This window comes from Paracoccus liaowanqingii (genome assembly GCF_004683865.2).
GTDB lineage: Bacteria > Pseudomonadota > Alphaproteobacteria > Rhodobacterales > Rhodobacteraceae > Paracoccus > Paracoccus liaowanqingii.
This window is the reverse complement of sequence record NZ_CP040760.1, coordinates 75368-87588: the sequence shown is the minus strand read 5'-3', so window position 1 is coordinate 87588 and position 12221 is coordinate 75368. Positions and strand designations below refer to the sequence as shown.

At 60.2% G+C, this 12221-nt stretch carries 10 protein-coding genes and 2 pseudogenes; 6 read left to right on the top strand and 6 right to left on the bottom strand.

What is annotated here, in order from left to right:
• Nucleotides 1–89 precede the first annotated feature (89 nt).
• Together E4191_RS17200 and E4191_RS17195 are read right to left on the bottom strand one after the other, a co-directional pair.
• Nucleotides 90–1085, bottom strand: coding sequence for an alpha/beta hydrolase (locus E4191_RS17200; protein ID WP_139615701.1), 996 nt, complete (start codon nt 1083–1085; stop codon nt 90–92).
• A gap of 324 nt (nt 1086–1409) precedes the next feature.
• A complete protein-coding gene (locus tag E4191_RS17195) occupies nt 1410–1883 on the bottom strand; it encodes an IS630 family transposase (protein WP_231714335.1) in 474 nt (157 codons plus the stop codon).
• A gap of 187 nt (nt 1884–2070) precedes the next feature.
• On the opposite strand from E4191_RS17195, the pseudogene E4191_RS24885 reads away from it, so the two are divergent.
• Nucleotides 2071–2247: pseudogene (locus tag E4191_RS24885) on the top strand (IS5/IS1182 family transposase); the annotation flags it as partial.
• A gap of 88 nt (nt 2248–2335) precedes the next feature.
• On the opposite strand, the gene E4191_RS17185 reads toward E4191_RS24885, so the two are convergent.
• Nucleotides 2336–3841: an SGNH/GDSL hydrolase family protein gene (locus tag E4191_RS17185; RefSeq protein WP_139615699.1), complete on the bottom strand. Its 1506-nt coding sequence runs from the start codon at nt 3839–3841 to the stop codon at nt 2336–2338.
• A gap of 952 nt (nt 3842–4793) precedes the next feature.
• Complete coding sequence (locus E4191_RS17180) at nt 4794–5015, bottom strand: hypothetical protein (protein ID WP_139615698.1); 222 nt, start codon at nt 5013–5015, stop codon at nt 4794–4796.
• A 165-nt stretch (nt 5016–5180) separates the two neighbouring features.
• Here E4191_RS17180 and E4191_RS17175 point away from each other — a divergent pair, with 165 nt between their 5' ends.
• From E4191_RS17175 to istB, 5 genes and pseudogenes are all read left to right on the top strand, one after another.
• Nucleotides 5181–6710: a winged helix-turn-helix domain-containing tetratricopeptide repeat protein gene (locus E4191_RS17175; RefSeq protein ID WP_139615697.1), complete on the top strand. Its 1530-nt coding sequence runs from the start codon at nt 5181–5183 to the stop codon at nt 6708–6710.
• A gap of 29 nt (nt 6711–6739) precedes the next feature.
• A complete protein-coding gene (locus E4191_RS17170; protein ID WP_228461825.1) occupies nt 6740–7480 on the top strand; it encodes a gamma-glutamylcyclotransferase in 741 nt (246 codons plus the stop codon).
• Between the two features lie 382 nt (nt 7481–7862).
• Nucleotides 7863–8069, top strand: coding sequence for a cold-shock protein (locus E4191_RS17165; RefSeq protein ID WP_135816091.1), 207 nt, complete (start codon nt 7863–7865; stop codon nt 8067–8069).
• A 259-nt stretch (nt 8070–8328) separates the two neighbouring features.
• Nucleotides 8329–9937: pseudogene (istA, locus tag E4191_RS17160) on the top strand (IS21 family transposase).
• Nucleotides 9870–10598: an IS21-like element helper ATPase IstB gene (gene istB / locus E4191_RS17155; RefSeq protein WP_135312210.1), complete on the top strand. Its 729-nt coding sequence runs from the start codon at nt 9870–9872 to the stop codon at nt 10596–10598. The pseudogene istA and the gene istB overlap by 68 nt, the downstream one beginning before the upstream one ends.
• A gap of 97 nt (nt 10599–10695) precedes the next feature.
• Here istB and E4191_RS17150 read toward each other — a convergent pair whose 3' ends face one another.
• Nucleotides 10696–11082: an HD domain-containing protein gene (locus E4191_RS17150; RefSeq protein WP_139615696.1), complete on the bottom strand. Its 387-nt coding sequence runs from the start codon at nt 11080–11082 to the stop codon at nt 10696–10698.
• A 12-nt stretch (nt 11083–11094) separates the two neighbouring features.
• On the bottom strand, nt 11095–12072 hold the full coding sequence (gene argC / locus E4191_RS17145) for an N-acetyl-gamma-glutamyl-phosphate reductase (RefSeq protein WP_139615695.1): 978 nt from the start codon (nt 12070–12072) through the stop codon (nt 11095–11097).
• Nucleotides 12073–12221: the final 149 nt, after the last annotated feature.

Below are 12221 nucleotides of genomic sequence, written 5' to 3'. Positions count from 1 at the left end.
TTGCTAACGCCCAACAGCTTGAAATACGTCTTTGGGCAGGCTTAAATTAGCGCGGCCTGCAAGTACTCACTGAACGTGCATTTGAACGATCATGGGCCGAGATCCATCATGGCCAGCGCCGCACGGCCGTTAGGCCCATAAGGGTTGCCAAGCGTCTCCCACATGTCCTGATGGAAATACTCGCGGGCCACCACGAGTTGCACGGGCTTTCCCGCGGCATCCAAAGCGGCGGCGAAGTCTTTGGCCTGACGCTGAAACTCGGGCGTCTCAAGCGTACCGTATGAGACCACCACAGGAGCCGTGACACGATCCAGATGGCGCTGCGGGCTCATCGCATCCTCCATCTCGTCGGTGAAGTCGATGTAGGCGCTCCGCCACGACAGGCGGACAGGCGCAAGGTCATACATTCCGCTCATGCACAGGCCGCCCTTGACCGCATCAATCGGCAGTCCGAACTCTCCTGCCCAATCTGTTGTCAGCGCCACGGCAGCAAGATGGCCTCCGGACGAGTGCCCGCCGATGTAGACGCGCGCCGGGTCGCCACCAAAGCTTTCAGCATTCCGGACGACCCAGGCAATTCCCTGCCGAACCTGGTTAGCCTGGCGTCTAAGGTCTCCACCAAGCTCGTTCACGGGTGCAAAGTCCAATGCCACGAAATGTGCTTTCCGATCGAGAAACATTTCAGCCGCAAATCCCGCGTATCCGGCATTGAGATAGAGCCAGATCCCACCATGGATAAAGACGAAGACCGGACCACCCGCTTCAGGTGCCTTATAGATGTCCATGGCTTCGGCAGGGCTTTCCCCATAGGCAACTCGCTCGGGATACCCGTGGCGCATCCGCAGATCAAAGCTCAGGCCGGACAGGCGCGAGTTGATAGCGTGCATGTGGGGTTGATAAAATTCCTGGTTATAGGCCGCATCGAGCTCGTCCTGATCCAGATCTTGCCAGACAGCTGGACCTTTGACGTGGTTCGGGAGTCCAAGCTCGCACAAGGGTTGGGAAAGAGCCGGGCCGCCAAACAAGCAAGCTCCCGCTGCAAGAGCCGTGCGACGAGTGAGCGAGGGACCATAAGTGCGACGCATGTCAAGCCTCTATTCGGCAGAGCTGATAGAATGACAATAGTGATTCCGTATAATCTACCAAATGCTGTGGAATCAGGAAACTAATTTAATACCTGGCGCAAAGATATAGGAGAGCTGCGACAATTACCCGAAAATCGTTCAATTTCAATCTGGAACGTGACTACTCTGCGCCTTTTTGAATAAAGATCTGCCATTATGCGCAGGCTTATAATTATGTTATCCTCTTGATGCCCAATTTTTGAGCATGGCGCTTGGCGCTCATTATACTTATCATGAAGCAATTTTCTTATGTATTAGAAATTTATAAATTAGAGCGGGTTGCGTTTAATCGGTTTCATATCCAGCGGCCTTGAAGAAGTTGTAACATTCCTCCTCGGTGAAGAGATCGCAGACTTGGCTGACGGCTTGCCATAGAGCGTCGTAGGTGCGGGCTGCGGCTCTCCGGATCAGCGCCTTGAGCTTTGCGAAAGCCATCTCGATGGGGTTTAGATCCGGGCTGTAGGGGGGCAAGAACAAGAACCAAGCACCGACGGCCTCCATGGTCGCCGCTGCCTTGGGGCTTTTGTGCGATGACAGGTTGTCGAGAATGATCACGTCGCCTGGTTGCAGTGTCGGGGGCAGTTGGGTTTCGACATAGAGCTCGAACAGTTCGCGGTTCATTGCGCCATCGATCACCCAAGGCGCGTCTAGCCGGTCGTGGCGCAGGGCGGCGATGAAGGTTTGGGTGTTCCAGTGGCCGAAGGGCGCGTGATCGACAAGGCGCGCGCCTTTTGCGGACCATCCGGTTGTCTTGGCCATGTTTGTCTTCAGTGACGTCTCGTCAATGAAACCGATGCGCGTCAACGCGTTGAGCATGAACGGTTGGCGTCGCGTGATCCAGATTTGGCGCGCGTGCCGGATCTCAGGCCGCTTCTGCTCGACGGCTTGCAGGTCTTTTTTTGTGTGTCAGCCCGAGACCCCGCAGAAACCGCCAGACCGAGACACGATGAATGGTGATCCGCTCGAGACGCTGGCGGCGATAGTGGACTTCGAGATGTTCCGGCCGGTGCTGGAGCGGGTCCTCGGCCGGCCGCCGCGCTGGAAGGGTGGCCGGCCGCCATTCGACCCGGTACTAAAATTCCGGATGTTGGTGCTGCAATCGCTGCACGGGCTGTCGCAGGAACGCCCCGCCCACCTCAGCCGGAGCTCCCGGCGGGTGCATCCGACGCTTGCGCCGCCATCACCCGCCGGGCCGGTCTCCCGGTATCGCGTTACACGAGGCCCCAGAGATCGGCGTGGTTGTACCAGGCTTGCTGGGACAGGACTGAAGGCCCGCTACGTTCCTCAATGATTCTAATCTCCTCGATGCCCGCGGCTTCGATCCCGAGGCGGGCCAGAGCCTCGCACGGTGCGGGACCGGTCAGATCGTCCCCGAACTTCGCTGCCGTGGAGGTGCCGAGGACCAGCCAGAGCGTGTCATGGCCACTGCCGCCCACGAAGACGTCCGTGTCGGCGCCGGTGGTGCCGCCGATCAGCTCAGCCTCGATAAACACGAACTGATCCGCTCCGCTGCCGCCGTAGGCTCGATCGCTGCCCAGCCCGTCGATCAGCACGTCACGTCCGCTGCCGCCGAAGAGCCAGTCCGATCCTTCGCTGCCGGCCAGCACGTCATCGCCACGCTGGCCGAGGAGGATGTCATCCTGGGAGCCGCCTGCGACGAGATCGTCGCCGTGTCCTGCCAGGATCGTGTCTTCGCCGCTGCCGCCAAAGGCGAGATCGTCGCTGCTGCCAAGCCAGATTGCGTCGTCACCGCCAAGTCCAAGTACGAGATCGCGCCCCTTGCCGGTCGCGACCCGATCGGCGCCCGAGGTCAGCGAAACGGACTCATGCTCTAGCGCGAAGGAGGTGTAGGCGCCCAGCACACCGTGCGTCGCCGCGGTGGGATGGAGCGGGTTCCAGAAGGCGACCTGGTCCTCATCGTAGCGGGCAAGGACATCCGCGTCTCCCGTTTCCAGCGTCAGGCCATAGGGGGCGATCAGGCCGAAGCCCGTGGGGTCCTCCATGATCGCCTCGGAGATCGGCCGCATGTCGAGAAGCCGCACGTTGAGCCCCTGTTCCTGCAGCGCACCCACGCCTTGCGCCAGCGCGGCGCTGTGGGCGTCGGACAGCGCGTTTATCTGGCCAAGGGCCGGGCTCATGGGACCGAAGGCCGGAAAGAATGACGGAACCGGAATGGTCGAAATCACGACTTTCTCGACCCCCAGGCCGAGCAGCTCGGCCGCGGCCGACAACGTGTCCTGCACCGCCCGGCCCAAGATGGCCGGCGCATCCAAGGGGCTTGCGATATTGAAGAAGTCGTTGCTGCCGGCAAGGATGAAGCCGGTCGCACTCCCGAGCGGCACGCCGGCCATGTCGGCAGCAAAGCGGTCCACCTGTCCGCCCAGGTTGGTGTCGAGATCGAGCCGGGGATCCGTCTCGGGGACGAGCATCGCGTTTCCGAAGCCCAGTTCGACGAGAAGATCGCCGAGGGTCTGGCTGCCGCCTGCCTCTGCGCCCGCCAGCGCATAGTTGCCCGCCTCGGGCAGCCCCAGCAGACCCGCGATGTGTTCGGCGTAGGTGGGCCCGTTGCTGAGGCGGCCGCCCGTGCCGACATAGGCCTCCAGCGCGGGAGCGGCCACAAGATCGCGCGCCAGCGCGTACAGGTTGCCGTCGTCGGTCAGGCTGTCTCCGAAGAAGTGGATCGGTCCACGCAGTTCTGAGGGAACTCGAATGCTCATTGCGACTGCTCCTTTGCTGGTGTCGCATCCGGTGCGGAAAGCGCGCGGAAGGGAGTCCGCAATTGCACACGCGTTCCGGCCCAAGCTGCCTTTTCCATCATGCCCGCGTGCAGCCGCGACTCAAAGCGTTTTCCGATTTCATATATGGACACCGCTATTTTGAACTTTTCCGGCTGCGGGTAGCGGGCGGGGCGGCGTGAGACGGGGTTGATACCGCCCGTCGGCCTGCCATCCCGAGAGACGCAGAGCCCGGCAGCCGAGTGGTCGGAAGGCACGCATTATACCAAGGGCCTTAACCATTGACCGCCTTTGGATACTATTGAGTAAGCAATTGTTCGGCCGCCTTTGGGATCGTCTGCGAAGGCACTCTATGCGTCGCTGCATCGCTCGACGATGTATTCAGAGGTTTTGAAAACCGAAATGGCGAGGCGGTCAATGGTTAAGGCCCTTGGTATAAGGTGTCAGTCCAACAGGTACCGGCCTGCATCTCAATCAGATATCACGCTCTTCCCTTGGAGGCTGGCAAGTCCAGCGTCGAATGCGCCAGTCCGGGTGGTTGGCTACCCACTGGGCTAGTTGCTGTTGCGCGGCCGATGTACAGGTCGGGATCGTCAGATCAGAAAACTGCATCACGTGCTGCTTGCAGGTGGCGAGCGTGGCACTAAGGCAGACTATAAAAACAAGTTCTATCATGGCTATATCGCTTTCGCTGTCTGGCCGGGAAAGAGTTGTGGCTTCGGCAGGCATCCCGTGAAAGTTACACGGACATGACAGCATCCCGCACCGCTGGTGCTTTCGTCCTGAAAGCTCCCTGAAAAACACACGAAGTCTTCCTGAATGAAAGCGCTGCTCAGGTTTACCTTGCGGCTTGTCGCTTGGATAAATTGCGCACTGTTGTCTGTTGCATGAACTGAGGGCTGCCCCTTTTGAGCATGACGGATTCAGAAAACTTTCAAACCTCTTTTGAGATACGAATGGCAGCGAGGTTCACACTCTTGAGAAAGACCGCAATGTGCGGTGTCGGTTCAGGAGAGAACAGATGGTTACGATCGGTGCCACTGCCCGAGATCAGGTTATTTTGAAGGTCCTTCCGCGCCGTCAATCCTCTGACTTGACGGTATCTGCCACGCAACAGCCCCTCCCCGTCGGCGACGACGAAGACCAGTTGCAGCACGTTTGTACCGGTTCACTCCTCCGGGGCAGACTGACAAGACCGGCCCATGATAAATGCGCGTCGGAGTGGGGGTATGCTGAAAGCACGGCACGGACATGGAGTGGCTGCTATTGACACCTCACGCCTTTCCTTCATCCTCCTGGAGGGGATGAAGGAGAAGGCGCGGTGGCAGAGGCAGTCGGCGCGACGATCATCCAGCTGGGCAAGTCCGTGCTGGACCTCGGTCGCGGCATGTTGAGCCGGGACGGCCAGATCATCCTCCTGCGCGCCAAGTCCTTCCGGCTTCTGCAGGAACTTGCCCGCCAGCCTGGGCGGGTAGTGCCCAAAGGTGAGTTGCTTGACGCGGTTTGGCCGGATGTCATCGTGACCGAAGCCTCGCTGAGCCAGGCCGTTCGCGATATTCGGAAAGCCCTGGCAGATGAAGAAGGACAGATCCTAAGAACCGTTGCCCGGCGGGGCTTCATGCTTTGCCCGACGGGCTCGCCCCTTCCGCAGCATGCCGGCCAAACCTTTTCGATCCGGCCGCGCATCGCACTGTTGCCCCTAAGGGATCGCACAGGCATCCCTGACATGGGCCCGGTCCTTGATGGGTTTGTGGAGGAGATTACTGTGGGTCTTGCACATTTCAGGAACCTCACAGTGCTGGCACAGCACTCGGCCTTTACCGCCGCGGTCGACAGGACCCTCGATCTTGCCAACATCGGAGCCAAGCTCAGGGCGGACTACATCGTGGATGGATCGGCGCATATGACGGATCATCGGCTGCTGCTGTCCATGGCGCTGAACAAGGCCGATACAGGCGAGGTTCTTTGGGGAGAAAGCTTCGCGGGCGAGGGCACGAGCTGGCTGAGCCTGCAGGATGTGATCGCGCGCCGGATCGTGGCGCGCCTCTTTGCCTCTGTCGAAGAGGCGAACCATCGCAGCAGTCTGCGCCAAGACGTTGGCGCCCTGACGGCCTTTCAGCATCTGGCACGCGGGCGTGCCCTGTTCCGCACCTTTGAGCCGGGAGTGAATGAGCAGGCGCTTGAGCATTTTACCGCCGCCATCAGGGCCGATCCCTTTGTCGGTGTCGCCTATTCCTATCACGGCCTAGCTGAAGCCGCGCTGCACGGTTACCAACTTGCTCCGCAGGAAGTGAAGCGCCGCATCAGGGCCCAAGGCATGCGCGGCGCCCAACTCTCGCCCGAGGAGGCACGCTGCCACGGCATCCTGTCTTTCTTCCATCTGTGGCTGGGCGAGTTCGAACAAGCTCAACAGGCTGCCAATCGCGCCGTTGAGGTCAATCCCTGCGATGCGGACGGTCTTTTCAACCTGGGCTTTGTCCTGGTGAACAGGGGGCGCCCGGAGGAGAGTCTGGCGTGGTTTGAGCGCGCCAAAGACATCAATCCCCTCTGGCCCGGCTACTATGACAACGAGCATTCGTTTGCCCTTTTTCATCTGGGCCGATACGTCGAATCTGCTCGGATGCTGGAGCGGGTTCCTCGGCGCAATGCGCGCCAGGAAATGCGCCTTGCCGCGACCTATGCGCTCATGGGCGAAATGGCCCGTGCAAGATCGCATGTGACACAGGCGCGATCCATGGCACTCGATCAGGATTTCCTCGAACTGGCGCGGGTCGGCTATTCCTATGAGCACGACCATGATCGACAGCATCTCCTCGACGCAATTCGGCTTGCTCTCAATGCGGCAGCCTGAAGACCTATCAGGAGTAAAGCGTGACAGGCATGAAACCACCCCGTCATCCTCCGCGAAAACTGGCACTAACCCTCGACCACGTGGCGCGAGCAACCCGCCCGGTCGCGGATTTTGCCTTTCCATCCTCGTTCTGTCCGGCGACAGATGCTGACTATGCGTCCTTTGTTGATAGCCTGCTGGCGGAAAGGCCGGAGGGCGCGCTTCACATCTTTGCCTATGGCTCGCTGATCTGGAGCCAGCCTTTCGTGCCGGCGGCACGGCGGCGGGCCGTAGCTTGGGGTTGGCATCGGCAGTTCTGCCTTGAAACCCGTGGAAATCGCGGCACCCCGGAGGCGCCGGGGCTGATGATGGCGCTAATGTCAGGCGGCCGATGCGCGGGACTCGCGCTTGAGGTTGAAGCCGGACAAGAGCGCCAGGTTCTGGATCTCCTGTCCCGGCGAGAGTTTCCATTCGTTGAAACCATGGTCTACCGGCGGTGGCTCAGTCTCAAAACGGCCGAAGGTCCCATACATGGCCTTGTCTTCTGGGCAGGGCCGACAGGACCAAGGATCAGGCGAGGCCTTCCGCTGCAGGCCGCTGCCGCGCAGATGGCGCGGGCCTGCGGGCCGCGCGGCTCGACGGCCGAGTACCTTCGCAACACGGTCTTGTCGCTCGAAGAGCAGGGTATCCATGACCGGAACCTGTGGGAATTGCAGCGCCTTGTGGCGGAGGAAATCGATGCTGCTTTTGTAGCCCAGGTAAGTTCAGAAAATGACAAACAGCATCGTTGAGTGCCTGAGAGTGGCCCACCTGAGCACTCAAGAAGAGGGCCGTGGCCATCGCCGTCAAAAACATCTCGGGGCGCCGCCGCTGGTGAAAGCTCGACGAGTGGCTAGCCGCCGCAAAGCCGGGCTGAGTGGGAGCAGCGGAGGCGTCCTCTCTGGCGCAGCCAGTGCCCACCCGCGACCAGGAAATGCAGAGGCGGGTGGTCACCCTGATGCCGGAACAATCTATCCAGAGCGAGAAGCGCGGCGTCCGAGTTTAGTCTGCCGTCCGCTCCGGAATAATACTGCCGGCTTGCAATCCGCTGCATGTTGCGTCTCGGCAAGTGTTCATCAACCGGTTTTCTTGAGCGAAGCAGCTTTGCTGCACAAATTAATCAAGGAAGACAAAATGGCAACCGGAACTGTGAAATGGTTTAATGAAACAAAAGGGTTTGGCTTTATCCAGCCCGATAACGGCAACAAGGACATCTTCGTCCATATTTCAGCTGTCGAGCGCGCTGGCCTTCGTTCTCTGGCAGATGGACAGAAGGTCAGCTTTGATATCGAAGCTGGCCGAGACAATCGCGAGAGCGCGGTGAACCTGTCTCTTGCATGACCAGACGTGCCCTTGAGGCAAGCGGGCGGGGCGGATGCAGTGCAACGTCCCGTTCGCAAGGCCTCTTTGGTCTGTTGACCGCAAGGTGTCGCAGATCTCCTTCAGCCTTCTCAGGATGAGGGTGATTGGACATCAAAGATCCGAGGCCTGTGTTTCGGCGTGCAAAACTGACCCCCTTGGCGGGGTAATCGGCGTCCAATTTTGACCCCCCTCGGGTTTCATCTGACCATCCGTTGCGAGGCAGCGGATGGAGGGGGAGTTGAAGCGAGTGGATACGATAGCGCGGGTGCGTCGGGCGTTTCATGTGCAGGGCTGGTCGATGAAGCGCATCGTCCGGGACCTGCATGTGTCGCGCAACACGGTGCGCAAGATCCTGCGGTCAGACGAGACGGACTTCACCTACGAGCGTGACCATCAGCCGATGCCGCGGGTTGGGCCCTGGCAGTCGGAGGTGGATCGGTTCCTAGTTGCCAATGAAGGCAAGGCGTCGCGAGAACGGCTGACCCTGATCCGGATCTACGAGGAGGTCCGGTCACTCGGCTACGAGGGCAGTTACGATGCAATCCGGCGTTACGCCAAGACTTGGTCGAAGGCGCGCGGATCAGCGGCTGCCGAAGCCTACGTGCCGCTCTACTATGCGCCCGGCGAGGCCTACCAATTCGACTGGAGCCATGAGGTCGTGCTGATCAACGGCGTGACGACGACGGTCAAGGTCGCGCATGTCAGGCTCTGCCACAGCCGCATGATGTTCGCCCGGGCGTATATGCGCGAGAGCCAGGAGCCTCAGCCATCGGGCTCAAACCGATGGCGCCGCGGTGGCTTCGATGTTCGACGCGCATGACCGGGCCTTCGCCTTCTTCAAGGGCACTTGCACGCGCGGGATCTACGACAACATGAAGACGGCGGTCGAGGCGGTCTTTATCGGCAAGGAGCGGCTCTACAATCGGCGCTTTTTGCAGATGTGCAGCCACTATCTGGTTCAGCCGGTTGCCTGCACGCCTGCGTCGGGCTGGGAGAAAGGCCAGGTCGAGAACCAGGTTGGCCTTGTGCGCGAACGGTTCTTCACCCCAAGGCTTCGGGTCAGGAGCCTGGACGAGCTGAACGTCTGGCTGCTCGACAAATGCATCGCCTATGCGAAGGCGCACAAGCACCCTGAGCGCAGCGATCAGATGATCTGGCAGATGTTCGAGACAGAGCGCGCGACCCTCGTCCCCTATGTCGGCTCGTTTGACGGCTTCCATTCCGTTCCGGCCTCCGTCTCCAAGACCTGCCTCGTCCGGTTCGACAACAACAGGTATTCCGTGATCTCGACGGCTGTCGGACGGCCCGTCGAAGTCCACGCTTATGCCGAGAAGATCGTCATCCGGCAGGACGGGGTCATCGTGGCAGAACATTCCCGCTGCTTTGGCAGGAACGAGACGGTCTACGATCCCTGGCACTATGTGCCTGTTCTGGCACGCAAACCCGGCGCCTTACGGAATGGTGCCCCGTTCCAGAACTGGGTGCTGCCGACCGCGATAGCGACGGTGCGCCGCAAGCTCAAGAGCATGAATGACGGCGACCGACAGATGGTGGCAATCCTCGGCTGCGTCGCGACCGATGGCCTCCTTGCTGTGGAAGCCGCGTGCCAGGAGGCCCTCGCACAGGGCGTCTTTTCGGCGCCGGTCATCATCAACATCCTCGCGCGCAGCCGGGACCCGGCACCACCTCCATTGCTTCTCACCCCCACCGCGTTGCGGCTGACCCACGAGCCCGTGGCTGATTGCGCACGCTACGACAGCCTCAGGAGGACAAACTACGATGGAACGCACCCAGGTTCTGGAATTGATGGCCACTCTCAAGCTCTACGGGATGCGCAGCGCCTATGACGAGATCATGGCCACCAGTATCAAGCGCCAGTTCGAACCGCCCCGTATTGTCGGTGATCTGTTGCAGTCAGAGATCGCCGAGAAGCAGGCCCGATCGATCAAGTATCAGCTCACCGTGGCAAAGCTGCCGCTCGCGAAGGATATCGAAGACTTCGACTTTGCCGACACACCGGTCAACGAGGGCCTGGTGCGCGATCTTGCGACTGGCACATTCGTGGCCGACCAGCGCAATGTCGTGCTGATCGGTGGCACTGGCACGGGAAAGTCACATCTCGCCATCGCGATCGCTCGCGCCTTGATACGGAACGGCACCCGAGGCCGCTTCTTCAACGTGGTCGATCTGGTGAACAGGCTCGATACCGAGAGCCGCAGCGGTAAACAGGGGCGCACGGCCGAATACCTGACCCGTCTCGACTTCATCGTACTCGACGAACTGGGATATCTTCCATTCGCTCAGGCAGGCGGCCAGTTGCTGTTCCACCTGATCAGCAAGCTCTACGAGCGCACGTCCATCATCGTCACGACGAACCTTGCCTTCGGCGAATGGCCGGCCGTCTTCGGCGATGCCAAGATGACAACGGCCCTGCTCGACCGCCTCACGCATCACTGCGAGATCCTCGAAACCGGCAACGAGTCCTGGCGCTTCAAGAACCGCGCCTGATCAGGGTCTGTCCCGCCTCCGCAACATGATCAGCTGCGTCGGGACAGACCCTGATCACCACACAGCTAAGGGGTCAAAATTGCACGCCGAAAGGGGGTCAATATTGGGCGCCGATTGACACCGAAGCCGCTGGAAGCATCCCGCGCATTGCTTTCATGGCTTCAGCTTCATCGGCAAGCTTGGTGTCTTTACGGGCGCTTTCCTCAAAGTATGGGATATCCCCGGTGATGGCCTCTGCTATGTCGTGAAGCGCGATCAGCTTCAGGGTTTGCCCCAGATCGACAGGATGCTGAAGGTGCGGAGCTATCAGGACGGCCGCCACTGACATCATCCACGTATGTTCCGCGACACTTTCCTGCCGGCCATTCGATAACCAGCTATGGCGCATCTCGGTCTTCAGGTTTTCGGCCAAGCCCAGCACGTTCACAATGGCCTCTGCGTCGGCACGGGGAAGTCTTGCGCTATCGCAGTTGTTTTCGGTCATGGGGCGCTCCTGTTACGGCCAAACGGATGCGCCTTCCAGACCAGCGGTTTCTGGCAGGCCGCAAATCAGGTTTGCGTTTTGCACCGCATGGCCGGCTGCTCCCTTGCCAAGATTATCCACCACACCCATCGCGATCACCAGGTTTCGCTCGGGATCAGCTGCATAGCTGACGAATGAGAGGTTCGAGCCGGTAGCCCATTTTGTTTGTGGCGGCTTATCGGTCACCCGCACAAAAGCACGATCGGCATAGTAGCGCCTTGCTGCGTCCAGGCACTGATCGGTGGTCGCGGTTCCGCGACAGTAGATGGTGACCAGCACACCACGGGTCATCGGCACCAGATGCGGCGTAAAGACCAGCCCGGAGGCGTCGCCACCGCTGAGATGTTCGATGGTCTTGGCTATCTCGGGCATGTGGACATGCTTGAGCAAACCATAGGGCTGCAAGTTTTCGTTGCTCTCTGCGTATCCGAATTTGCTGTCACCACCGCCCCGACCTGCGCCGGAAATGCCGGTCTTAGCGTCGATGATGATGTTGCCGGGCGCGATCAGCTTGTTCACCAGCAGTGGAGCCAGCGCATTCAGCGTTGCTGCAGGAAAACACCCGGGGTTCGCGACGCGGCTCTGACCTTCAAGTTGTGCAGGCCAGATGTCGGCCAAGCCGTAAGCCCATCCCTCGACGTAGCGGTGGTCGCCGCCGATATCGACGATCTTCACCCCATCAGGAACACGCGCCAGTGCTTCGGCCGATGTGCCCGTAGGCAGCGAGGCGAAGAGCACGTCCAGCTTTGGCAGCGCAGCAGGGTCCCACTTCTCGATCACCAGATCGGCCAGCTTTCTGGGCACGCCAGGGAAGCGGTCGATCAACCGACTGCCAGCACTGCCCTCTCCTGCGGCATAGACCAGCTCGAACGACGGGTGGCTGGCGATCAATCGCAGCGCTTCACCGCCGCCAAAACCGCTGATGCCGACAATGCCGACGCGAATGCTCATGGTGATGTCCTACTTACAAAAGGAGTAAACATAATCGGCAAGTTCATGTGAAACTTCGATGATTTGCACCCCATTGTCCACGAGGTGAATGACCGCAAAGGGCTCTTCGCGAAGACGCCCGTGCGCAGAACAGGCGACAGCTATGCGGG